Annotated in this window: 23 protein-coding genes and 1 pseudogene; 6 read left to right on the top strand and 18 right to left on the bottom strand. The window is 40.0% G+C overall.

Annotated features, from left to right (window positions below):
• The 15 genes and pseudogenes from VK541_RS20635 to VK541_RS20565 all read right to left on the bottom strand — a co-directional run.
• Positions 1-324, bottom strand: a pseudogene (locus VK541_RS20635) (2-amino-3-ketobutyrate CoA ligase); the annotation flags it as partial.
• A 711-nt stretch (positions 325-1,035) separates the two neighbouring features.
• Positions 1,036-1,422, bottom strand: a complete 387-nt coding sequence (locus VK541_RS20630) for a helix-turn-helix domain-containing protein (protein WP_324372364.1) — start codon at positions 1,420-1,422, stop codon at positions 1,036-1,038.
• Between the two features lie 305 nt (positions 1,423-1,727).
• Complete coding sequence (locus tag VK541_RS20625; protein ID WP_324372363.1) at positions 1,728-2,018, bottom strand: hypothetical protein; 291 nt, start codon at positions 2,016-2,018, stop codon at positions 1,728-1,730.
• A 98-nt stretch (positions 2,019-2,116) separates the two neighbouring features.
• Positions 2,117-2,662, bottom strand: coding sequence for a hypothetical protein (locus VK541_RS20620; RefSeq protein ID WP_324372361.1), 546 nt, complete (start codon positions 2,660-2,662; stop codon positions 2,117-2,119).
• Between the two features lie 26 nt (positions 2,663-2,688).
• Entirely contained in the window at positions 2,689-3,414 is a 726-nt protein-coding gene (locus VK541_RS20615; RefSeq protein ID WP_324372360.1) for a hypothetical protein, read from the bottom strand.
• A 34-nt stretch (positions 3,415-3,448) separates the two neighbouring features.
• Entirely contained in the window at positions 3,449-4,945 is a 1,497-nt protein-coding gene (locus VK541_RS20610) for a TlpA disulfide reductase family protein (RefSeq protein ID WP_324372358.1), read from the bottom strand.
• Positions 4,946-4,953: 8 nt separating this feature from the next.
• Complete coding sequence (locus VK541_RS20605; protein ID WP_324372357.1) at positions 4,954-6,348, bottom strand: RagB/SusD family nutrient uptake outer membrane protein; 1,395 nt, start codon at positions 6,346-6,348, stop codon at positions 4,954-4,956.
• A gap of 10 nt (positions 6,349-6,358) precedes the next feature.
• On the bottom strand, positions 6,359-9,886 hold the full coding sequence (locus VK541_RS20600; protein WP_324372355.1) for a SusC/RagA family TonB-linked outer membrane protein: 3,528 nt from the start codon (positions 9,884-9,886) through the stop codon (positions 6,359-6,361).
• Positions 9,887-10,213: 327 nt separating this feature from the next.
• Positions 10,214-11,371 (bottom strand): FecR family protein, encoded by a 1,158-nt coding sequence (locus VK541_RS20595; RefSeq protein ID WP_324372354.1) that lies wholly within the window; start codon positions 11,369-11,371, stop codon positions 10,214-10,216.
• A gap of 121 nt (positions 11,372-11,492) precedes the next feature.
• Positions 11,493-12,068, bottom strand: coding sequence for an RNA polymerase sigma-70 factor (locus tag VK541_RS20590; RefSeq protein WP_324372352.1), 576 nt, complete (start codon positions 12,066-12,068; stop codon positions 11,493-11,495).
• Positions 12,069-12,217: 149 nt separating this feature from the next.
• A complete protein-coding gene (locus VK541_RS20585; RefSeq protein WP_324372350.1) occupies positions 12,218-12,445 on the bottom strand; it encodes a hypothetical protein in 228 nt (75 codons plus the stop codon).
• Positions 12,446-12,831: 386 nt separating this feature from the next.
• Positions 12,832-14,892 (bottom strand): AAA family ATPase, encoded by a 2,061-nt coding sequence (locus VK541_RS20580; RefSeq protein WP_324372349.1) that lies wholly within the window; start codon positions 14,890-14,892, stop codon positions 12,832-12,834.
• Positions 14,893-14,942: 50 nt separating this feature from the next.
• Positions 14,943-15,191: a hypothetical protein gene (locus VK541_RS20575; protein ID WP_324372348.1), complete on the bottom strand. Its 249-nt coding sequence runs from the start codon at positions 15,189-15,191 to the stop codon at positions 14,943-14,945.
• A 124-nt stretch (positions 15,192-15,315) separates the two neighbouring features.
• Positions 15,316-15,918: a hypothetical protein gene (locus VK541_RS20570; RefSeq protein WP_324372347.1), complete on the bottom strand. Its 603-nt coding sequence runs from the start codon at positions 15,916-15,918 to the stop codon at positions 15,316-15,318.
• A gap of 364 nt (positions 15,919-16,282) precedes the next feature.
• Positions 16,283-17,224: a restriction endonuclease gene (locus VK541_RS20565; RefSeq protein ID WP_324372346.1), complete on the bottom strand. Its 942-nt coding sequence runs from the start codon at positions 17,222-17,224 to the stop codon at positions 16,283-16,285.
• A gap of 80 nt (positions 17,225-17,304) precedes the next feature.
• On the opposite strand from VK541_RS20565, the gene VK541_RS20560 reads away from it, so the two are divergent.
• On the top strand, positions 17,305-18,366 hold the full coding sequence (locus VK541_RS20560; RefSeq protein ID WP_324372345.1) for a hypothetical protein: 1,062 nt from the start codon (positions 17,305-17,307) through the stop codon (positions 18,364-18,366).
• Between the two features lie 183 nt (positions 18,367-18,549).
• Here the strand turns inward: VK541_RS20560 and VK541_RS20555 are convergent, their stop codons facing one another.
• The 3 genes from VK541_RS20555 to VK541_RS20545 form a co-directional block, all read right to left on the bottom strand.
• Complete coding sequence (locus tag VK541_RS20555) at positions 18,550-19,608, bottom strand: serine/threonine-protein kinase (protein WP_324372344.1); 1,059 nt, start codon at positions 19,606-19,608, stop codon at positions 18,550-18,552.
• 2 nt (positions 19,609-19,610) lie between these two features.
• On the bottom strand, positions 19,611-20,087 hold the full coding sequence (locus tag VK541_RS20550) for a hypothetical protein (RefSeq protein WP_324372342.1): 477 nt from the start codon (positions 20,085-20,087) through the stop codon (positions 19,611-19,613).
• Positions 20,088-20,160: 73 nt separating this feature from the next.
• Positions 20,161-20,415 carry a hypothetical protein gene (locus tag VK541_RS20545; protein ID WP_324372340.1) on the bottom strand — a complete coding sequence of 85 codons (255 nt, stop codon included), beginning with the start codon at positions 20,413-20,415 and terminating at the stop codon, positions 20,161-20,163.
• A gap of 80 nt (positions 20,416-20,495) precedes the next feature.
• Between VK541_RS20545 and VK541_RS20540 the strand changes: the two genes are divergently transcribed.
• From VK541_RS20540 to VK541_RS20520, 5 genes are all read left to right on the top strand, one after another.
• A complete protein-coding gene (locus VK541_RS20540; RefSeq protein ID WP_324372339.1) occupies positions 20,496-21,431 on the top strand; it encodes a CHC2 zinc finger domain-containing protein in 936 nt (311 codons plus the stop codon).
• A gap of 12 nt (positions 21,432-21,443) precedes the next feature.
• Entirely contained in the window at positions 21,444-22,061 is a 618-nt protein-coding gene (locus VK541_RS20535; RefSeq protein WP_324372338.1) for a hypothetical protein, read from the top strand.
• Between the two features lie 107 nt (positions 22,062-22,168).
• The gene (locus tag VK541_RS20530; protein ID WP_324372337.1) at positions 22,169-22,801 is read left to right on the top strand and encodes a DUF5710 domain-containing protein; all 633 of its coding nucleotides are present in this window, start codon (positions 22,169-22,171) and stop codon (positions 22,799-22,801) included.
• A 235-nt stretch (positions 22,802-23,036) separates the two neighbouring features.
• The gene (locus tag VK541_RS20525) at positions 23,037-23,447 is read left to right on the top strand and encodes a plasmid mobilization protein (RefSeq protein WP_324372336.1); all 411 of its coding nucleotides are present in this window, start codon (positions 23,037-23,039) and stop codon (positions 23,445-23,447) included.
• Between the two features lie 294 nt (positions 23,448-23,741).
• A complete protein-coding gene (locus tag VK541_RS20520; RefSeq protein WP_324372335.1) occupies positions 23,742-24,791 on the top strand; it encodes a serine protease in 1,050 nt (349 codons plus the stop codon).
• Positions 24,792-24,827: the final 36 nt, after the last annotated feature.

Below are 24,827 nucleotides of genomic sequence, written 5' to 3'. Positions count from 1 at the left end.
GTGTCCGCCGATGGCGGGTGAGGCTCCGGCCCCGGTTCCCCATTCTTGGATTCCTTTTATGGCGGCCTGGATGACTTTGGGGTGCTGGGTGAAGCCGAGGTAGTCGTTGGAGACTACGCTGATGAAGCTCTGGTTGGTGTTGCCGGGGATGTGGAGTTTCATTTCCGGGCTGCAACCGCTGAGTGCGAGTTGGCGGTAGTTCATGTGTCCGCGTGCTCTTTTGTAGGTAGAGTAGTCGTTGAATAGGGCGGCTCTTTTGAATGGGTCAATGCCCGGGATGTCTTCGAAGTCTTTGAAGGAGGCGGTTTCGTAGTTGATTTCCATAATTTTTGTGTTTGTTTTTTTATGGAGGTAAACTTAAGCTGGCTTAATTCCCTGGTCGGGGACTTAGGGGGTAATAGTTTTTCACAACTGGTGGTTTTGGTGGTGTGTTGGTGGATGTTGCGGGGGTGATTGGTGAGTTGCATTATTTTTTGGGTGGATAGCTGTTTTGTTTTTGGGCTTGGTATTTTTTTCTTGGTGAGGGTATGGTGTGTATGTAGGGTGTATAGTTTTCTTTTTGGGGCTTGTTTGGCAGGCTTGGTGAATGGTTGGGTGTGTAGGTATGGTGCGTATGTTAATTGTGTCATTTTTTTTGGTGTTTTATAAAGGCTGCATTTCCATCCGGAGGATGCAGCCTAAACTCGTTTGCCTCCTGTTAACCAAACTGGGGGCTATTATTAACTAACCTATCGTGAAAAAACGACAGTATTTTTATTCATGTAAACTCCCGAATTAGGGAACATAGTTAGTCGATTCTGTTATTTTCATTGTCTAGCTTTGGGAACTAAACTTATTTCGTATGAATCCTGATGGGCGGATACCCGCATCGTTCATCCCTGAACCGTCTAGCTCAACAGGTTTGGACAGACAGACGTACGCCTGTCTTATTCTACCGTTAATGACTGGGCCGGCTATGTCCCCATGTTTTTCTACACTGGCAAAACTATACCCTCTATCAAATAAAATATAACATTTTAGAGCCCATTTATTATACTATTTTATGCCATTAATTTCCTGCTTTACTTTATCCCTATAGTCCCTGGGCCTTAATCCTGTCTTTTGTTTAAAACACTTACAAAACCAGGAAGGATTGGAAATTCCAAGCTCGTAAGTAATCTCCTTTATCTTAAGTGTGGTATGCAGCAATAAGTTGATCGCCTCCTGATGAATCCGCTCCTGGATCAGTTCATAAGAAGTCATTCCTAAGTATGCCCGCAACAACTTATCCAGCCCTTTAACTGTCATGCCAACTGCGGCAGCATAAAACTCATGATTATGCTCCTCCCTGAAATGGTGGTTCAGCAACTCTTCAAACTTCAGTACGATTTTCATGTCCGGTGGCATATAGCCACTTTTAAAAACATTTCTATTATTGTTCATTCTTTACTTTTTCTTTATCTCCCCCTTTTTCACAAACGGTGAATTTCTCCCCCTGCCCAGGTGGAGAGCGGTTTTCACTCTCTCCGGAATTCCGGAGAGATGGTCGAAGACCAGAGAGGTTTATTCGTTTATTGCCGGTTGCTGATGGCTTAATAAATCATATTTTTCAATTCGTTCCGTTCAGTAGTTAACGAGAGACGCTCCTGTGGCGCTGTTCAATTGCGGGTTACCGTAAACAGTACCTTTAACGTTAACTGATCTTGGGTGTTGCTTGCCAATCAAAGATTCTCTATTAAGGACTTTTTTTAGGTTTTTGATTCCGGTAACGTATAATACCAGTTGAATATCCAAAGCAACGACTGAAAAGAGAACTTTTTCTTTTTAAGCTGCACCAATGCGCAGGCATTACGGTCATCAGAAAGCACCACCTTACCATACCTGCAACACACTTTAAAAGCATATTCCATTAACTTTCTGATTCTGACCAATCTTGCTTCATCACGTTTTACTATATAATCTACGCTGGCATTTTGTTCAAAAGCATAGGTTAATATCTCAATAATTCGCGCTTTATCATTTGGTTGTGCTTCTATCATATCTATATTCATGCTAAATGAAAAACACGGCTTGCAAATCCATGCAAAATCCGTGTTCTAACTATAACTATTGTCCTAAATTATTCATGCATTAATTTCTATTGTCTGTCATAAGCCGCAATTATCTTCCAGTTTAGTTTAGGGTCTGATATCAATACCGATTTTTCAATTGTCAATACCTTTCCGTCTTTACTAAGCTTGTATACTTCAACTGCACTAATTTGATGAGGCCTATCCTGAGAATCTTCGTATTCAAAAGACGAGTTTTGAACCATAGTTTGGTTATCATCAATCCAACTAACTACAGATTTTTTTGTTCGTTTATTTTTAACAGATTTAGTAAATGAGTTTCCGTTTAATGCAATCGTCTGTTTGGTACTGGCATCGCCAATATTCATAATGGATACTGAATCTTTTGTTTGAAGTACTTCTAAAACTTCAAAAGCAGCTGTTAAAGGGATTTTTCCAAAAGAGCTGTTTTGGATGTTTAATTTCCATCTACCCGAAAAATCTGGAATAACATTGGCATGCTTCAAAGAATTAAAATGTGCGACATGAAGTAAAGGAATTGTCGCTGCCTTTGTGGTATTGGTTGAGAAAATAATGACCAAAACGCCTATAAGATTTTTAATATTTAATTTCATAATCTTTATTTATTGCCTTTTCTATGTTAAAAATAATTTACAACCTGTACCCCAAAAGCATTTGTTCCTGTAGCTCCAACCAACCCCTTCAATACCAATGCTACGTTCAAAAACCGATTGGTCGCTGTTGCATTAAAGGTATAGGTAAGCAAAATTGCATTCGTGCTGGCGTTTCTGATCTCAAAAATATAAGCTGTCGTACCAGTGGCTTTATTTGGATAGGCTTTCCAGTTTCCAATGCTTTTGTAACTGAAATTATCTACCTCGTTGGTTGTGCTATTCCTTACATTGATCTTCAAAGCAGGGCTATTTGGTGAAAGGTTTACAAAGCGAACGTTCACGACACTGTCAGTAGAAGTAGGTCTGGTTACGTCTGTTTTAATAAAAGGGAAATTATCTTCCTTACGGAACAGCGTATCTACATTCGGATTCTGCCCAGCAAGATATAATGTATAAAATCCTATTCCCAACTCTGCTTTTCTATTGAATAGCATTTTAGTTGTATCTGCTGTTGCAACCACTGTAATTTGTGCCGAGCCACGGGCGGCAGAATAGAACCTGTTTGCACCAAAATTTACAACATCTGTTGTCTTACTATAAACTATAGGTTTTTCTGAAGTACTTGCTTTAACGGATACGACATCGACAGCGGCATTGACTACATTGATCGTGGCTACACTTTGAAATACCTTATCTTCTTTTTTACATGCCATAAAGCCTATGGCAATTAATAATATAATTGAAATCTTCATTCTTTAATTTTTTTTGACTTTGTAAATGGATAAACTAAATCCCAGTCTTAAGGGCATCATTGATCAACTCCACCATCTTGGCGCCATCTCTATTAGGCATTTCAGAAGAAAAAATTCTTCCTTTCCGATCAATTAGCATAACATGCGGAAATCCTTGGAAGTTGTAATTCTTAATAAAAGGATGATCCCAACCCAGACCGCCCGTGTAAAGATTAATGCTTTTTGGATTGGTATATGTGCCAGTTTTTACACTATTTTTCCAGGTCTTCTGATCTTTGTCTACGCTTACACTAATAAATACAACATCTGAATTATTTTTAAATTTTGGTAGAATCTCATGATCTATAACTTCTGCTACTGTTACACAGCTTCCGCATCCCGTAAACCAATAATCTAGGACAACAACCTTATTATTAAAGTCGCTTAAGGATATCATTCTACCAGTTGTATCAGGTAAAATAAAGGAGTAGGCAATCGCACCTTTTCCTTTTGTCTTTAGGACATTAGAGATAATTTCTTTATATTTTGGGTTATTAACAAATATTAGAGCCTCATTAATTTCGTCAACAGTTAAAACATCGTCACCACTGACTTCAGATATGGGTATTGGTAGTGTAACGATATAACGGGTCAACAATTTCTCTTTAAGGATACCGTTTGCTTCCTTCATAATTTCCTTATACCTTTTTTTAGGAGACGATTTTTCCGGATCTGCATTAATCATAGCTGAGAGCTCAGTTCGACTCATTAAAAAAGTTAGGTACCTATTGGAACTAGCAGCAATTGTATCATTACCCCGATAGCCTATGTCTTTAACTTTAGGATAATAGGAACGAATGGCCTGTCTCTTAACTGGATCACTATATAATTTTGTTAAAAAACTAAAACTCATATAGTAAGCCCAGCCAAAATTATCGATTTCAATCATTTTGTACGCATAGGGACTTATTTCATTTTTATATTTATTTAAGATGCGTTTTTGATTTTGCCATGTTGAATCAGCGCGAACAAACAATGTATCTAAATAATTCTGGTTAAAGACCTTAGGTAAATTTGCTAAATTATTAGGCTTTGTGTTTGATACTTCCATATCCGCATTAAGTTTTCCACTTCCCTGACCAGAATAAGTAAGTATTCTTCGTATAACATTACCGGATTTGCTAAGTTTATTGCCGAGAAATGTGATTTTAATATCATCTCCCGGCTCGAGAAGTAGATCCCGATTTAGATTTCCTTCGGAAGAAAGCGTAAGGTTGAACCTCGCCAGAGTTTTTAATTTGGGAATTATAAAAGTATACTCACCACTCTTATTAGATTTGGCGGTGTATGTAATAGATCCAATGTAGTCGGAAATCTCATCTTGTTTTATCTCAATTGTCATTTCCTGATTTAACAGGTTATTATCTATCACATGCACAGTCACTTTTGCATCTCTAATAGTATATTCATTTTGCGCATGCAAGATTCCCGGTATGAACATTAAAAAAAATATGTGCGAGAATATTGTTTTAATAACTTTTATTTTTTTCATAATCAATTCTATCTGATATTTTGTTGAATTCCGCTTCTAGTTATTTCATCATCTGGTATTGGGAAAACATAACGAGGATCGTTAGGGGGAAGTGTGTAGGTAATCCCATCCAATACTCGGGTTAAAGTTATATCTGCCCCTTCGTTATTTAATCGCCTCAAATCATACCAACGCAAGGCTCGCCATACTAGTTCTTTTCTTCTTTCGAGCAACACCTTGTTTAAAGCATCAGTCTGATCAGATGCTGTCAAATCTCTATAATCAGTTGGTGAAAATCGCATTTTTAACAGTGTATTAAGTGTAGTCATGGCCGAGGGGACCTGATTGCGCCTCGCCAAGCATTCCGCTTTTATCAAATATATTTCATCAGTTGCTAGTCCAGTAAATGCTCTGACAACAGGATAGTAGCTTCTATTAAAATATAAATTGCCTGTAGTCGCATTTGTTTTAAAGAATATGTTCAACCTTAAGTCACTTATTTCATAAAGTCTTATCAATTCCGGGTTGACAGTTATAGCAGTGTTCCCATTAAATGGATTGATAATTCCATATGGAGACGCAACTGCTCCATTAATATAAATCGCCTCATCACAGTTAATTGGAAATGGCCCTGTTGAAGTTTTGCTTATTGTATTGTAATCAATTAATTTATTGTATAACTGCAAAGTGCTGTCAGCATAATTTTCTGCCAAATTATATTCCCTCATACTTAGATAGATTCGAGAAAAAAGTGCGTAGGCAGCTGACTTTGATGGTCTATTTCTGTTTATTGGCATACTTGCACTAAGTAATTTCTTTGCTTCGTCAAGATCAGTTAGAATCTGATTGTAGGTGTCTTTTACCGATGACCTCTGTAAGATCTCATCAATGCCCGGCTTTAGACGAATCGGAACGCCCAGATCTGAAGAAGAAGTAGAAGCATCATATGCAGGAGAAAATGTAGACACGAGATCGTATAATATATAAGCTCTTGCAAAAAGGGCCCATCCTTTAACTGTATCATATAAGGCTATGTCTGATTTAGATCTATCAATTGTGCTTATAGTTTCCAGGACATTATTACAGTAGAAGATGGCCTTATAACCGTCATTCCAGTCTTGAATATTTATTTCACCATTGAAAATATCTTTTGCCCAGATATATGAGTTTCGCTCTGTTGCCGTGAATGCACTCTGCCAATTGGAATAGTCAATAAATACATATTCATCTGAACCCATAATAGTGAGTCCTGGTGTATTGGAGGTCAATACATCTGAATTCTCTAATAACATCTCCAAATCCTTCAGATTTGTTGGTGCTACAATTGTCGTCCGTGGTTTTGCATTAAGGAAGTCTTTTTTGCATCCAATACTTGTAGTAACTATTATTGCTAATAAGTATATAATTTGATTTAATCTTTTCATTTTTTTAATATTAAAAGTCAGCCTTTAAACCAATGGACAACATTTTCGGCGCAGGGATGCCATTAGGATAATCCGGGTCGATTTTATATTTCGATGCTTTCCAGATGATCCCAAGATTTGATGCGTACGCATAAATATTGAGATTAGACAGTGGAAGAGTATTTGAACTCTTTTTAATGAGATTGTAGTTTATTCTAATGTCCTGCAATCTGATATGATCCGCTTTTTCTACCAAAATAGCTGAATTGGCGTATATCTGATCGCGCGAACTATTCGCTGGATATATTAGGGATGGGACATCTGTTACTAATTCATCTCCTGGCCCCTTCCATCTTAATTCATAGTCAGATTGCTGAAATGTGGCTAAGGTATTAGGGGTAGTATATAAGGTGCGATTCGCCAGTGATTTTCGGCGATAGACGTAATTAAATTTATACAAGAGATTAAATGAGAATTCAAAAGCTTCATATGAGAAGGTGTTGATGAAGCTTCCATGAATTTTCGGAGTCATCGTACCATTATAGACTAAATTGCTCGGATCATATAAATTCGAGATTTTCGTATAATCCTTACTTATTACTCCACTTAGTAAACTTTGAGGATTCCCCAAATTATCCAATCCCATCCAAGGATAACTGAATAAGGAATAATATGAATATCCTTCTAATGGCTGCGAATAATTTGTGCCTACAATAGCTCCATTATTAGTTGACTTCCCCTTATAACTTGTGATCTTATCTGTATTGTAATTGAACAACACAGTGGAAAGCCATCCAAAATTTCTTACAGTAAAATTCCTAGAATTTAAAACAACATCAACGCCTTCACCATGCATATTTGCAGAGTTTCCAGTAAAAATGGATACACCCGTTTGGGTGGCTATCGGCGATGTCCCAATCAAGTCAATTCCATTTTTAATCCAGTATTCTATGCTACCCGAAATGAAATTGTCTTTTGTTGCAAAATCAACGCCGAAATTAATATTTTTTACTTTTTCCCAACGTAGAGAAGGATTTGGTGGGTTTTGTACTTCTATATATCGAGTACCCCAGTAATTTGTAAAGTTGTTTGAAATTGCAGTGAGGTAAGCAGTAACAGATTTATTCACGTTACCATTGTAACCAAATGTACCCCTCACCTTCAAATATGATAAAACATCAAATTTGTAAAAGTCCTCGCTACTTAAAATCCATGCCAAACCAGTTGACCATAGTGGTACACCTTTTTGATTCGTTTTTACACCAAACAAATTGGATTCATCTTTTCGAGCACTAACCGAAACTATATATTTGGTGCTATAAGAATATGAACCATTAAAATAGTAAGATCTGTATCTGTCTATAGATCCATTATTATTTATATTAAGCGGAATCTTTGTAGAATTTGTATTGTAAAAGTTTTTATATTGTATGGTTGGATTTATGGAGGAATTTAAATTAGACTGGGTGTCGTCGTTATATCCATATAATCTTAGAGCGCTTGAAGAGCGTTGATAGTCTTTAACCTCAAATCCTGCAATGGCACTTATCTCATGTTTTTTTCCAAATGTATTGTTATAATTAAACTGTCCACGACCATAGTGCGAATAGTACGAGTCGCTACCATTCGTAACAATGTCTCCAAGCGGAATTGGATACGTGACACCGGCCGTAGTAATTTGGGAAACAGTGTTGATTTGATTTCTTGTAAAATAAGAATCCAATGTATTGTAATTACTTGATTCTGAGAAACCTTTATCGTAAGAATAGTTTAATGAAAGGCCCAAACCTGAAACAATTTTATAGTTTACACCCAAATTGATTCTATAATCGGTCAATGTGGAACCACTTGAGGAGTACCCATTTTGTATTTCATCCAGTGGCCGAAAATGCCAATCCAGTAATCTGCCCTTCGCAACAGTATCTACATATGGGATTCTTAAGATTCCGTCTGTTATCGCAATCGGATTCCCATTTTCATCAGCAATTTTTTCGTAGGGATACCTTGGAATATACTCAATTCCGTCTTGATTACTTTTGCTTGAAGAGAACAGGACTCCTGTATATAACTCAACCTTATTGTTAAATAGAGATAATGTATTGTTAGCATTTAACGTTAACCTATCACCGCTATTTCTAATGATATTCGCTAGGTTTTTATCATAACCCATTGAGATATAATACTTATTATTCTGTCCTCCTCCATTGACGTTTAACTGGTATTGCTGATTAATACTCTTTCTGTATATGTACTTATCAAGATCAACTCTGTTATCATGAGTAGCTAATTCTGCCAGCCTAGCATCTCTTTCCTGATCGGTAGTAATGACATTCTTTCTTCTTAAAAGCATTATTTCAACAGCAGGCGACAGACTTCCATATCCATTGGTTATGATGTTATTATAGGCCCCCTTATCAAAAAGGAATTGCTCTACATCTATAAATTCCTTACTGCTAATCTGATCTCTATAATACACGTCGGGTTTCTGGCCTATTGTAAGATTGGTATTAAAACTTACGATAGGTTTCTGATTGAAATAACCTTTGTTTGTTGTAATCACTATCACCCCATTTCCAGCCCTAGAACCCCATATCGATGCTGCAGCACCGTCCTTCAAAATGCTTATTGACTTTACATCCTGGGGATTGATGTTGGAAATATCTCCGTCATAAGGAAAATTGTCTAATATAATTAAAGGATCGCTACTGGATGTGATGGTGCTGCGACCTCTTATGCTTATATCAGGGGCAACTCCTCCAGCTTTATTTCTATTAACTATCAACCCGCTTGTCACCCCCTCCAGTCTATCCAATATATTTGTGCTTACTATGCGGCCTAATAATGCGCTATCAATTAGCACAAAACTTCCCGTGGCACGTTCCTTTGGCAAGGTTTGGTAACCTGTTGAGACCACATTAACTTCAGTCAGTTCACCACTGGAAACTTCCATTGATATATTTCCTAAATCCTTCGCCACTTTAATCTCTCTCACTTTATACCCCAAGTAAGAAATCTCCAATACTGCACCCTCATCCACATCCGATAGAGTAAATGCACCGTTATCCCCTGTTCTGGTTACCCTTTCCGTACCCTTGATCTTAACTGTAGCTCCGCTCAATGGCAAGCCCGTTTCATTAACGATCCTCCCAGTGACATCAATCGCCTGAAATCGGGCAATAAGGCTTTCAAAAAAACCTTTTTCTTTCTGTTTCACAATAACGACTTTGCTATTGATCTCATACGAAAATGGCTGCTCCTCAAAAATTTGCTTCAATACATCTTCCACTTCAACGCCATTCACATTGATGTTAACTGGCTTAGCCAGTTTCAGCAGATTGTCTTTGTAAATAAAGTTATAACCGCTTTGCGATTTGATCTCCCTTAGTACAGTAGCCAGAGTTGCATTTGATTTGGACAGACTGATTTTTTGTGCAAAGCCAGCGGCACTGACCTGCATCATGGTAGCTATTAGAATTACGGTGGTTAATCGCATAATCAGCCATACTTTATAGATATAGCCCTTCGGCATATCCGGTTTCATTGTTTGTTTTTTATACATTTCATTTAGTTTGCGACAAAGACTTAGCGGCCAAATGAAAAGACCGTCAATATTGCTTTAATGGGCAATATTGCCTAAGTTTGTTTGTCTGGTTCATTGCAGATTGCCTTTGGTGTCCAAACTGTGGGCATCTGCGGTTCAGTTGATAATTTATTATCGAAGCCAGCTTACCATGTCCCGACTCCAATCGGGATTTGGTTTTTTTATCTGACTTCAGGTCAATTTTCAGCCTTAGCTTTTCTGTCGTATTGTTTTCCCCATCTGGTTTTGTTTAGTTGAATAGTCAGTTAATTGCAATGGGGGATGAATATTTTTATAAGAATAGGACTACTTTGATACATAAATCCGCCTTCCTTCAATCTTAAAGTGCGCCGCACCGGATTGTTCCAAAATCTGTAGTACCTTCGACACGTTATCAAACCTCGACACGCTTCCCGTATAAGTATCGGCAGGTTTTTCTGTGTTGTATATAACCTCAACGTTATACCAACGCTCTACCATTTTCATGATGTTTTCAATATTTTGCTCATGAAACATAAACTCGTTATTTTTCCAGGCCACCGCAAGTTCTGTATCTGCCTCGCTAACTTTTATGCCTTTTGATGAAAATACCGATTGCTGCCCGGGCTTAAGCACAACATTTCTCTCTCCGCTTTGGGGAGAGATGCCGCCAGCGGCAGAGAGGTGAGAAACCTGAACACTTCCCTCCAATAGCGTTGTCTTAATTGCAGGTTCGTCGTTATAAGCATTTACGTTGAAGTGTGTGCCTAAAACTTCTACTTTCTGACCCCCGCTTTCTACTATAAAAGGATGCGCTTTATCCTTAGAAATTTCAAAGTAACCCTCACCGCGAAGCCTGACCACACGCTTCCCACGCTCAATTAAGGAAGCAGCATAGGTCAAGCTTGATGCGGCATTTAAATAGACCAAAGAGCCGTCTGGCAAACGCACTTGATAAGTTTCCCCTTTAGCTGTGGTTAAAGTATTGACTTTGCTCGGATCAGAATCCGATCCTTTAATTTCATAAACCAGCTTTCCATCGGCAGATTTAGTAATGGTTACACCTGCCTCCTCTGCTAACTTTCCATTAACCGCATCCGATAGTCTTATCTTTTTACCGTTAGCTAAAGTTAAAGTTGCTCCGGTTTTGCCCGGAGCAACATCATTTTTGTAAGCAGTCTGGTTAGGATGCTCTTTGTTAATATTTAGGTTGTAATAAAATAATCCTGCACCAAATACGATGGCCGTTATGGCAGCTGCTATGGCGATCCGAGGCCATAGTGTGGTTGTTTTTGTTGGTGTGGTTCCGATATCAAGATTTTCTGCAATTTCTGCTCTTACTTTGAGCAGTTCTGCTTCCTCGATGTTGAGGTCAGCATTTTCTGTCCATTGCTGGACTAGGCTGAGCAGGAAGGTGACTTCTTCCGGGGAAGCGGTTCCTTCTTTGTATTTGGTGAGCAGTTGTTTTACGTCGTAAGTTGTCATAAGCTAATAAGGGATTATGTACTTATTATGACCAAGACAAATTACTCAGAGGTAGGGGGGTAATAAAATTTGTTCTTTTCTTAACCTTAATTTTATGTGGGTTGTTTTTGTCGGGCTTGCTCTAGTAAAAGATCAGGAAGATGAGGAATTTGTAGAGTCCGAATTTCACGCGCAGGATCTTCAGGGCGTTTTTTACGTGGCTTCTTACGGAGTCTTCGCCGATGTTCAGGATTTCGGCGATTTCTTTATGACTCAATTGGTCGTATCTGCTCATTTTGAAGACTTCTCTCATTTTTGGTGGGAGGGATTCAATCTCTTTTTCGATGATGGCCGAGAGCTGACGCTCCCTAGCGAGATTGTCGGTGGTTCCATGGTTGGCATCTGCGATGCTTTGGATGTGGGCGATGTATTTGCCCTGGATTTTTTGGCGGTTGAACCAGTTGAGTACGCGGTGGTGCACGCAGGTATAGAGGTAACCGGATAGGTTGCTTTTGGGTTCGAGTTCTTCTCGTGTACTCCATAGCAGGCCGAACACTTCTTGTATGATATCTCTTGCGTCTTCCCGGTTTGCGAATTTTTTTGCGGCGTGTATATAAAGGATGCTGTTGTAACGGTTGAATACTTCGGTAAATGCAGAACGGTCACCACCCCTGATGAGGATGGTCAAATCATAGTCTGATATTTTACCGTAGTCCATTAATGAAATTAGTTAGCTTCCCCTTATAAATTTAGGGATATTTCTCCAAATCTGACGATAATTTTTGGGATTTTGGTATTTGTTGAGTGATCCGAGTATTGGATTGTCTCAGGATTTTGGGATGCTTTTTATTATTTTGAAAGGGAGCATTAAGGTTTGATAAGTTCGCCGAGACACTGGCTTTCCAGGAAACTTATGTATTCGTGGATTAGCAGTAAGTTGAAGCCCGGAAGTGCTTCTACTTCTGATATTGGTTTTGTAGCCAGTTGTGATAAAGTACGGATACGGAGTGTTTCCGTTGCGGTTTCAAATTCCTTACTCATTCCGATTTCTGCAATAGGTCTTTGCAGGACTTCGGCGGTTAAAAGTTCATTCATGTGTGTTATTGTACCGGTTTTATACTGCCTATCCCCAAACAGTAATTCTAAACGAAATAGCGCGGGACGCAACCAATAATCCGTCTTGGAGGTCCCGCTAAGAACCTTGTGTACAGAAAACAGCTGCGCCCGCGCTGTTGCGCAGGCGAGCAGACTGATTTTCCCTTGTACACTTAAAAATTTAGCGGGTTTCCAAGACAAGTTCAAATAGCTGTCGCTATCAAATATTTTTATGCTACAAACTTAGATATTTCTATTGGTAAGTTTTCTATGAGTTTAGTAAATCCACCGGTGTATAATTTTTGGGTTACAATTAAGGGGCTTACGCCCCTTATGTCTCCGTTTTATTCTTGGTGTAGTTAAATGGTGGATATTGCTCATAATGACTATTTTTTGTTAGCAGCATGAATAAAGGCATTTGCTTGCTCAACCAGTTCTTTTAAGATTGGAGTTCTCTGCAACTGGTTCCAACTGATCGTATTATTTAATACACCATTGTAAACAAAATCGCAAAGTGAGGCTTTAAGATCTGATCTGAGTGTGCCGCCTTCCTTGTCTTTCATAAACCGTCTCTTTTTATCTCCCTTTGAAAAATGCTGGTCGAGATATTGACCGAGTTTTATTTTGCTGGCTTTTGATTCAAACCTTTTTTCTACTTCGGTGGCATCACATTTCAGCGAATTAATGAGCCAGTTTTTCAGGATCTCATCAGGAAGGAGGTTTTCAATTTCCGGTAGTTCCGTTTTAAAGTACTGGAAATTGTCTCGTTTAGCACTGATGTCCTCATAAAAGGCATGGCGCCTGTCTTTGGCAAAGTCCGAATCCGCAAGCAGGAAAATCTTAGAATGCAGGAAAAACGCTTTGATTTGTTTGCCTACCTCCGGATCTTCAGTTTTTAGTCCGTGGTCAAAATTGTAGTGAACAATGTTGTTGCCGGCGTATTCCATAAAACTATAGTTCAGACCTTCCGTTGGAGGAACCAGGGTTCCCTGTTCTTTCCAATATGCTTGCAGGAAAGCGCGCATGTAAAGGCGGTCTGTTACCCCTTCAACCCAGATAGAGCAATTGCTGATTAATACGGATGTGTTAAACACACCAAGCATCTCCAGTGTATGATATTCGTTCCCTGCGAAAGTCAATATGTCTGAAGAGTCTTTGTCCCTTCGGGAAAACACAAGAATTTCTGTTTCGGTGCCCCCTAGCATACCTTCAGTAAGAATATGGTTCGAATGGGTATTGATAAAAAACCTAAGATTTTTTTCCCGTATTTTCGGATGATCTGAAATGGTTCTTATAAACAGATTTTGATAACCGGGGTGAAGATGGTTCTCAGGTTCATCAATGAATATCCAGGTATTTTCGGCGGCTGTGAAAACGGGGAATAGCAGGTTAATGATCCCTTGGATTCCGTCACCTAGATCGTGAATGAGAACATCTGGAATTTCACCCTCGATACTGATCCTTAGATTCGCACTGTTAGTTTCATCACGGACAGCAACAATTTCAATTCTTTTACCTTGAAAAAATGCTTCGCTAATGAAGTTTTCAAAATCTGTGAAGTTTTCCCTCAGCGGGAGCAGGCCGTTTCGTTTTGCATCTATTTTTTCATAGAGATCCAGTCCTGTCTCAAGTGTAAGCTTTGAATTGGGCTCCATCTTATATTGATTCATTAAGGTGTTTTCAAATTCCTTATTCTCTGCCCGTAATAATCTTCTTGAGGTTCTTAGCACCGGTATATAAATCATCGGGACATCATGTAATGTCGGTACTACATCATGGTAAAGTTGAATTTTATCAAAGGCTTTTTTCAAAATATCTAATTTGACCTTAATTTCAGGAATCTGATATGATGCACCTGGAATTGAATAACGAATTCCTGAGTTTAATAATGATGGTCTTTTGGTTCCTAGGTCATTATGCCTGCCTATAACCTTATTTAACCTAATATATGTGTCATAGATCAGTTCGATTGCATCATAAGCTTCGGAAATCAACTTCTTAATTTTTTTTGTATCGTCTTGAGTTGCGCTGGTAAAGAGCAGATCAGTAATGTTTGAGATAAGTATTTGAATACTCATCAAACTTAAGGCCGTACCCTGGTTCTTTTTATTAAAAACATTTGAAATGTTAATATACTTTTCATTACTATACTGCGGAGATGTGAACTCGAATTCTATTAGGTGCATTTCAAACAGGCCCTTGTAAGGTTTGCAGGCCTCTTCGATTTCATTTTTCTGCTGAACAATTTTGTTAAGATCAGTTGGCGTCTTCACAATCAGCTTACGCTCAGTCGCTATGATTTTCCGAAGGAACCGGCTTTTCCTGCTGTTATTTGCACCAATTATAATATTGAGCGGTTTGATACCACCTAAAAATAATGCCTGTAGGTCGTTGGAATAAAATTCTTCGTTTTTATAATTTGAGTCGAGTAAGCGCAGGTGTTCCATACGCTAATGTAGTAATTCTGAGTACCATTGTATAAATCTTATCTGCGGCTTTACACCAGTGCTTTTTGGCTAATCAGATATTTCTTCTGGTGTATACACCGCTTATCGACCAGCCGTTTCCGTTTTGTTGGTATTTCTTTGCTGTCATTAAACTGAAGGAGTGATCCGGTTTTCTGATTGTACATTGTCCTGTTGGGGTGAAGCGTTTTCTGCGGGAGCAGGGAATTATAGTGCAGGGGTTTTCTTTTCCTGATGGTTACGTGCGGCTGTTTGGTAGGGGGATCCTGAGCCTTAGGCATTCAGTTTTGATAGGTATGTAGTTACGCTACGTGGGTAGCCCCGGGTTTTAGTTTTTTGGGAGGCGGATTTTATCCGCCTCCTTTTTTTGTTTTGGTGGTTTTATTTCGGGGTTTGTGTTGGGTTTTACTGGGCTTTTGGTTTTTTGAAATCTTTCAGACTGTTTTTGATATAGATGATCATTTGGTAGGCACTCATTTGTTTGGCCTGGGTGTAGGTGGGGGTGTAGCGTTCCTGGAATTGTTGGAGGGAATCGCCTTGGAGGTGGGTAATGGTGCTGATGAGGGTTTTTGAGAATGTTTTGCTGATGTATCCGGTTTGTTCGTCTTTGAGGAGTTGTCGCTGGAGTTTGCTGGTTGGATTGGTTTTTTTTGTGAACAGGGCGGGAAGGGCTAACAGGTTGATCCCTGCGATGGAAGATGTGGATTGCTGGAATGGGCTATATTGATTATTGTAGCTTACTTTATTGCTGAGTAGGGAGCTGAGGCCGGGGGCTTTGTGTTTGAATATGTTTTCAAATTGTTTCCTGTTGTAGAGGCTGTCCATTTTGGTATTGCGGTATCCTTTGATGTTGACTTCTTTGAGTTTGTAAGGAGCGTTTTGGACTGTATCTGTTTTTATGGTGTCGGCTGGTTTTTTGATTTGAGCATCCGCTGAATATGTAATCAGGAGTATGAAGGCTGTTAGGATCAGCTTTTGTGCAGTTGTGGTTTTTATTTTTTGAGGCATTAACCAAAATAGCGATATGTGTCGTTGGATTATAAATATTAACACTCTTTAACGCAGTGGGTTAGTTGTCTTCGGATGGTTAGCCGAAGATGTCCAGGAAGATGCAGCGGATCTCGAAGGTGTGGTACAGCACCTTAAGGGGCCAGGTATGGTCTGGCTTTTTTCTTTGGTCCGTCTTTTTGTTTTTGATCGGGATCATTTTTGTAGATTTTATTCGCAGTTCCCGGTATTGGGGGGCTTATTTAAATACGGCGAATTTGGTTATTCTTTCCCCGGGGGGCTCTTGAACCATCGGTGGCCAGTTTTAGAGGTATTTGTTCACACTATGCGGATAGCAGAGGTTGGTATTATCCAGCATCTCTTTTTATTTCTTTCCCGGACGGATATTCAAACCTTCAATCCTTAGTTCAGCTTTTCCTTTTACTTTGATCCTTGCTTTTATTCCTAAAAAGGTACTGGCAAATGAGGGCGTAACAGGATTTAAGTTATCGATAGCGTCTTTAATTGATTGTTCATTAACAAAGAAGTGTAGTTGGCCTCTATGAATGTTTTCTAAGATTTTGTGTTTGTTCAAGGCGTTTATGTCAGCTATAAAATACTTTGTACCAAGATGCACTGTTATTTTGAGGTCTTTCAGAGGCATTGTATTAGTTATCCCTCTTCGGTCATCAACATAATACTTCAAAACATAGGGTGGTTGAATAGAAGGTATAGTTACATCTTGTTGATCTTTGTTAAGATCAAAATTAATAGTGTTATCTGCCCATCCAATATTTAAATTGTCTTCGAAATTCTGGCCGTTTATGACAACTTCGTCTCGTATGATAAAAGAATCAGGCTTCGTCATCATAACTGCTCGGTCCATAGTGAATGCCGCTTCAAAAGCAATTGGGCTAACCTCTTCGATTAAAAAGAATATACTATCTAGGTCTGGAAACGCTTTTTGTTCCCGTAATGAATACAATCCAATGTCAAGTGCCTTTGCTTTATTGATTGCCTTTGACGAAAAACCAAGTTTGGAAACAATAATGCCTTTATCAACCTTCAAGTCACCGAGTTTGGAATGGAATCCATCAATTTTATCTATGGATAACTTGGAATTGAAATCCCTAGCCTCCACAACTATTTGAAAGTTATAATCGGAGATTGGCACAGTGATAAGCACATCGACTTCACGTTTGCCATATTTTGTGTCCATCATAACATTTCTCTCAAAAGTCGCTGTGGGGTATTTCTTGTAATACATTTCGAAAATCTCTTTAACGGCGGCTTCAAAATCAACACCTGTATTTTTTTTCTTTGTCATTGCGTATATAACATTGAAGGGGAATATGCTTTAATAATGTAATATCGGCACTTTCTTTTGGATTTAAATCATCTGGTTTTATGAATCATCAAGCGATCAGTCGCATCGACCGGGCGGTTGCCGATAACATTAAAGATATCCAGCGGTCTTTTGGTAGCCAGGCGGGGCTGGTGCAGGATTTTATTGTGTTTATTTCCCGGCGGCTGAAGGTTGGTCTTTTTGGGTATACCCGCTTTACCATGCAGGAGTTTTGTGCGCAGACGGGTAGGACCAGGCAGGAGCTGGCGGTGGTTTGCCCGGATTTTTTATCGGGGAAGGCTTTGGCGCCGGTGATCCAGGGCTATGAGTTTGCTACGGTGCTGGATTATGCGCTGTATTGTATGATGGAACGGAATATTATTTTTTCTTCGCGTTATGATGTTAGGGAGAAGGATGCGGTGATCTCTATGCATAGTTTTCCGATTTTAAAAGACCTCCGGCTAAATTTTAGCCGGTCTGCTAAGGAGCAGAAGGTGTATGAAATCCGGTTGTCGGATGAATTGCTTTCGGGGTTTTTGTCGCGTTATTATACGCTGAATGCGGAGAGTTATAGGGTGGTGGGTAAGGGAAGGGGTGGGGATTCCCGTAAGAAGTTATTGCTGTATTTATCTAAGCTTTCTCATGTAGTGACTTCTTCCGGGTTATCCGAGACGGTGATCCCACTGGACAGGTTGTGTGAGTTTGCCGATATCAGGGATATCCGGGCTTCTCATAAGAAGCAGAATCTGGTTAGAATGCTTTGTTATATCCAGTCGGTGGGTAAGTTTGGGTTTGGGTTTAGTTTTGTGGGTGGGAATGCTTTTATGGTGAGGTTGGTGTTTGTTCCGCTAGCGTCAAAGCGATTGCTTGCTGCTGAGCATTCTTTTTATTTCCGGCTGATGTCGGGACTTCGGATGGTTTATGGGAGTAGTGGTAGGAGTAATGGTGTTGGTGTGGATTCTGATAAAGATCCTTTTCAAAGCTGGCTTGCTGATGTGTATGTGGATACGGAGCTGAAAGCGCAGGTGCTGGCGCAAGCCTACTATGCGGCCATGGGCATCGAAGTTAGTATTGGTCATGCGATGAACTTGGTTCGGTCTGGTGAAATTTTAAAGCCTAGTTAAAGTCTTCACTTCACGATTTTAAGGTTTATTTCTTCTTGGTAACTTTCCAGTATCCGTTAAGCTTTTCAATTTGAACGTTATTAACAGGCACAAACTTCCCAGTCTTTGACGCCGTAGGGTCGGTGCTAGGAAAAAGTTTTCCTTCGCGAGTTAGGTTTGTACCGTTAATGACAATTTTCTTTTTCATGACAGTGCTTTGAGCGCGGCAATGACTATCTTTTTTACATCTTTTTTGCTAATAATATTAGCATTACAATGGTCGGAAATTTTTGTAGTATTTCCACTCTTTTTGATGAACTTTTCTGTTAGAACAGAATAATGCTGACCATTGTTTGACAATTTTATTGTAATTACTTTATCGTCAAGGTCTAAGCTCCAAACATGGACATTAGTAATTACTGCATATTTCCAATCCATCATCTCATCAATTGCACCTAATGCATTTATTAGTTGTAGTGCAGTTTGATACCTATCGGCTTGATCGGGGGAGAGTGCTCGGTTGATCACTTTACGCAAGCCATTTGGAATATGCCAGGAATATTTCTCTCTGGAAGGAAATTCCCCTTTCAATACTGCTTTAACGTAGGAGTCAGTGTCTTCACCATAAACAGCGTACTGAAGTTCGAAGGAATCCAAACCATTGCACATTTTGTAAAGCGTTAGTCCGGCAAGATAGATGTCAAATGCGTATGTATAATCATCACCAGTAAATACTTCAGGAGGTTGCTGTTTACTATAGACAAAATACTGAGCTGCCGTATCATAGATATTCATCGCCTTAGCCAGACCAAAATCAGCCAATACGGCTTCATTTGAATCAGTGATAAATATATTGTCAGGCTTAATGTCGAAATGCATAAGCCGATTAGAATGAATGTGATTTAAGCCTGATAAAAACTGGATCGCATAACGTATGGTTTCTCTGTTAGTTAAAAACCTTTTATCAATTATATCTTTTAACGATCCTCGCCTATAATAGGGCATGGCGATATAGACGTGTTCATCATCCTCGCATCCATAATTTACTTTGGCAACGTTTGAATGTTCATGATTGTAGAGAATCTTAGCCTCTTTATAATAGTCTCCTTCATAGGTAAGACTATCTTTCTTAATTTGCTTGATGACTATTTGACTCTCCAGTTGCTTATCATTGGCAATATAAACACGAGAATTTTTTCCGGCTTGACCGATCTCCTTCAGTGTTTCAAAATTTAAACTAGCTGTTTGTAATCCTAATGGCATATCTATATTAGTTTAAGGGCGCTAAAGGCTGCCAAAAGAGCTTCTCTACTTTCCGGTTTAAAATCAGGCCATTCTTCGATGTTTTCGTAATTAGTAGTTCCAGTGACATATCCTTTAAACTGGTCACGGTTAAAGCCAAGTTTGGCCGAAATACTAGAAATAACACCTACGAAATAATGTTCTATTGAAGAACTGGCGAATAATTCCTGGATTACTGCCTCTATTCCAATCCTACCAAAATGAGCAGACTGAGCATTACTTTCTGTGACCCGTATGCATGCTACGGTGACATCAAATTCTCTCAGAATATCAAGAAATGTGTTTCTAATGAATTTTAATTGTTCCGGAAGACTTAATGCCGCAGGTAAGATTAGTTTATCTACCACTAAAAACTCGATTTGTTCGTCTAGCTCCTTAAGAATTGAATAATACACAACAGATGGAGAAACCCGAATACCAATTGAAATAGTTGTTGCCAAAGCGTAATTTTTTACAATAATATAGAATAAATCGAATATAAACCAAGATTTCTTTGAAGATATATAAGGGTTATTAAGGCACTACAATGTCCGGTAGTTCGGCACTGATGTCGGGTATTTTGATTCTGATGTCGGGTATTTCGGCAATTGGGGTTTTCGATGTCCGGCTTTTCGGCTTTGATGTCCGGTATTTTGATTGGGATGTCCGGTATTTCGGCTTTGATGTCTGGTAATTCGGCAGGTCTATGTTGATGTCCGGTATTTCGGCAGCTGGTCTGCGCTGGTTGTGGTTTGGGTGGGGTTTGATGTCGGGTATTTCGGCCAACATAATAATAGAATATTCTTAAATAATAAATGGGTAGCTGCTGCTGTAAGCGTGCTAGCTGCTGAAAAACAAAATCTATAGGTATGAACAGTTCAATTTCTCTGACACAAAAAGCAAAACAGATTAAGCAGGAGGTTTCCATGGTGGATTTTTTATCCCGGCTGGGGTTTGCCCCTTATGGGAAGCCTGGCAGGCAAACAATGTATCTGAGTATGCTCCGGGATTCGGATACGGACGCTTCTTTCAGCGTGAGCGAGACCCGGCAGTTCTGGTATGACCACGGGATGGGTAAGGGGGGTAACATCATTGACTTCGCCATGCTGTACTGGAAGGGGATTTCTTTTCCGGAAGCAGTGGATAAGATCCAGCAGGTTTGTGACCTGGTGGTTTCTGATAGTTTAGGGGTAAGTGCCGGGGATCGTCCGCGAATCCGGGAGGCGGTGAAGCTGCCCAATTACAAGATCCAAAGCGTTAAGCCATTCGGAACTACCGATGGGATCAATGCATACCTGCGGTCCAGGGGGATCTTTGAGCAGGGCGCGGGAAGGTTGTCCGAGGTTTTTTATTACGTGGAGGATGAGAAGAAGGTGCGCAAGAACTTTTTTGCGGCCGGCTGGCAGAATGAGTTGGGGGGATGGGAAGTGCGGAATAAGTATTTTAAGGGTTGTTTGGGGAAAAAGGCGGTTTCCTTTATTCCCGCTGATCCTAAAAAACTGGTGGTGTTTGAGGGGTATATGAATTACCTGAGCTGGCTTAAGGATCATCCGGGTGCGGGGAGTAGCGTATTGGTGTTGAACTCTCTGGCGCTTTTGGAGTCGGGGATTGCGCTGGCAAAGAATTTTCCGGATATTGGTGTGTACCTGGACCATGATAAATCAGGATATACGGCGTTAGGAGTGTGGATGAAGGCTTTGCCTTATTCTACCGACAGATCAGCGATCTATGAGGGGTATAATGATTACAACGATAAAACCAAAGCGGAGATGAAAGCAGCACGCAGCAGTTATATTGGCCGCTAAAAATGGTACTATATGTGTATCCTTGGATATAAATTATTGATCCGTTATCCTATGCGCAATGCCAATCTGTTTAAAAATCTGTTTTTAGTTTTACTGCTGCTGCCCTTTGGGATTCTGCAGAGTTCAGCCCAGGAGTATATTTCCAAAGATATCCCGGTAATTGAGCTGAGTTTCTTTAAGGGGGCTGTACCTGAAAACAGCGATTTTGCCAGTACTACTTTTATAGATTATTCCTATAAGTTTGCCATCGAACGCAGTACCAGGACTAACCGGGTAAAGGTCAGCCTTACCATGAGTGTTGTTCCAAACAGTGAGAAAAGCTTTTTTGATGTTTCACGGGTCAATAAGGCAGATATTGCCAGGCTGGTTGATCATGAACAGGGCCACATAGTGATCGGTTTTATTATCGGGAAAAAAGTGGAAGATGCGCTGAATGCGGTCAGCTATACCGCAATTATAAAGAAGAGATCCGCGCGAATTATGAAAAGTTTTACGCCAGGTTTGAGAAGATTCAGTTGGAGTATGATAAAGAAACCCGGCATGGGGCAGATCTGGAGGCGCAAGAAAGGTGGAATGAAAAGATCCGCTTGTTGTCGAAAGAGGTATAGTATAGTCCCTCAAATACGCTGATCTGTTTTGCCACCAGTAAGCCGGTTTTTTAAATAATTCTCAGTTGGATTTAGTTATAGCAGATATTTTTTGAATAATTTAGTATCAATCATACTTATTGTTCTCTAATGTCTCTTGTATTAAATGTGCCTTATTCAGATAAGGATGAAGTCAAAAAGCTCGGAGCCTGGTGGATTCCTGAGCAGAAGTCCTGGGTTATTCCCGATCATGTGAAGGATATCAACCCTTTTAAAAAGTGGATTCCATTCCAGGAAGGCTGTATTGTCCGAAAGCCATACCTGGTTGCCTCAGCCGAGATCAGCTGCTGGAAATGCCGCAGGAAAATTCCGGTGATCGCGCTGGGCGCGAAGCATTATTTTTTCCTGGAATATGATGACGATGATGAATCTGATAACCCGGAACCCAAATGGTTTAAGTCAGAAGGACCGACTTTATTTAGCTTCCCGCATGAGATCGATGAGCGGGTGCTGGATCTTTTAATGGTGAATTATCCATTTTATCAGTACCGTTATTCTAAAACTGCAGAGGACTCTTTTTGGGCGAATACCTGCAAGTATTGCGGTATTTTACAAAGCACCTTTGAACAGCATGAAGAGCCGGGCGGTGTGTTTTGTCCTTTGCCGCCGGACTGGGAGCCGAATCCGGTCCCTGTGAGTTTTTCCGAATTCAGTCTGGATCATGATTATCATATCCAGGCTGACCATGGCGGTATGGGATATGATGATTTGGCTTTTCCCTAATTCTGGGCTGAAGGCCCAGCAGTGGCGAACTTCGTTCGCGGGAATCTTCGATTTTCAGCTATGACGCCCGTTCCGGCTTTTACGCTGCAAGATGTCTTTTTGTCCGACAGAAATTCCTTCGGAACCCCTGGCAGACAAAAAGTATCTTGCCTGAACGTTCACCATTCCTAAAGGAAAGGGAACCATCAGGAGTCAAGCTACCTCGCAACTCGGCAGCTTTTAAAACCCAACGCCAATGGAAAGTGTGAGAAAACTGAAAGGCAGACCATCTATGAAGGCCGGCAAGCGTAGTAAAAAAATCGATGCCCGGTTTACAGAAGAAGAATATCAGCAGATCTGCGGGTTGGAGACTGCTTTGGGCGTGTCTAAAACTGAAATCATCCGCATCAGGGTGCTGAACCGCTCATCCCATTTGATCGTTAATGCGAAACTGATGATTACTCAGCTGGATGAAGTGGGAGCGGAGTTAGGACGGTCTGGCAATAACATCAACCAATTGGCTAAATACGCCAATACGATGAACAAACGGAGCCTGCTTTCCCCGCAAATCGTAGAGCGATTTAATATTCTGTTTGACCAGTATATCCGGCAGCACCAGCAACTGGAAATTACCCTGCGCAAGATCATCCGGCAAATGGGGAGCTGATCTGTTGTTCACTAGTTCAGCTGATCTGCCGTTCATCGACTTATCTGATTGCCGGCTCATCTGATCAGCTGGTGGGCAGCTCAACCGTTACTTTGTTCAATTGATACTTTGTTCACCGGTTGTGCGGATCAACTGTTCATCTGATCATTAATTCAACTGTTCAAAGGTTCATTTGCTCAGTCGCTCACTTGTCACCTTATTCACTTGCTCAATAGAAGATCATTTCATAGTAATAAATGAGGGAGATGCTAAATCACTCTAAATCCTTAAATTCACTAGCAAAATACTTTTTGTATGGATATGACTAAATATGTACCGGATCTCGAATTTCTAAAACATCCTGTGAACGGAAATTCAGCTATGTGGATAATGAAACTGTTAGAGGGTTTAATTCGACGAGGTCCATCAGCGTGGACAAGTCTCCATCCGTTTATCCAGAAGTTGTGGAATGCTCAGATTTATTTTGATGATGATTGTTATCTAATAATTGTTCATGAGGCATACCATGTTAGTGGGTCGGTTTATATTACAGATGCGGTAGAGCCCGAATTGATCTCCAAAGCAAAGCTGTTGATAAATGCAACTCCTTACCCCACAATAGAGCAAATTGTTAGTGCTTTTGGTAGTGATGCTTTTTTGGTAGATAAATTCACATACACGGGGAAATTTACGGCCAATAAATTGAGCTTTCATCACCTCCAGGATATTTTACTGGCATATTTGGATATTTACGTTATGCCTGAGATATGGCAGATTAATCAGCAGAGAGTACTTTCTGCGATACCTGTTCCACCGAGTTATAATGTGAAACTGATCCTCAAAAGTATTTTCATAATAGAATCGCCCCAGGGTCTGCAAGGAACTTGCTTTAATTTGGCTGGCCACGGGCTCGTGACGTGTGAGCACTCTATTCGTGAGGACAGTACTGTTTTCAGAGCAGATGAGCTAACCAAGAGGTATCCCGTTAAAATCCTAAAACGGAATGAGACCATTGACCTAGCGATATTTACCGCTGATGGACTGGATTTGGATGAGGGCCTCGTATCAGGTGAAAGTGACAGTATTCAAATCAACGATCATATTGCCGTTGCCGGTTTTCCTAATCATAATTATGGTGACACTGGTATATTCTCACCTGGGTTGATTGTTGGATTCAGAATGGTTTCTTCCATAAGGCGAATGTTGGTTAATACACCGTTAATTGGTGGAACCAGCGGTGGTCCAATTTTAAGTTATGAAAACAAAGTTATAGGAGTGGCGGTGACAGGCGCAGACAAAATGGAAAATGCGGCTTTGACTGAAAATCACGGCGTTATTCCTATCTCTGCATTGAATTTACTTTAATCATCATGCACTAAATCCTTATACGGAGCATCCGAG

It is taken from the genome of Pedobacter sp., from assembly GCF_035317785.1.
Lineage (GTDB): Bacteria > Bacteroidota > Bacteroidia > Sphingobacteriales > Sphingobacteriaceae > Pedobacter.
Note: the sequence above shows the minus strand (reverse complement) of the source record. Positions and strands in the feature narration are given on the sequence as shown.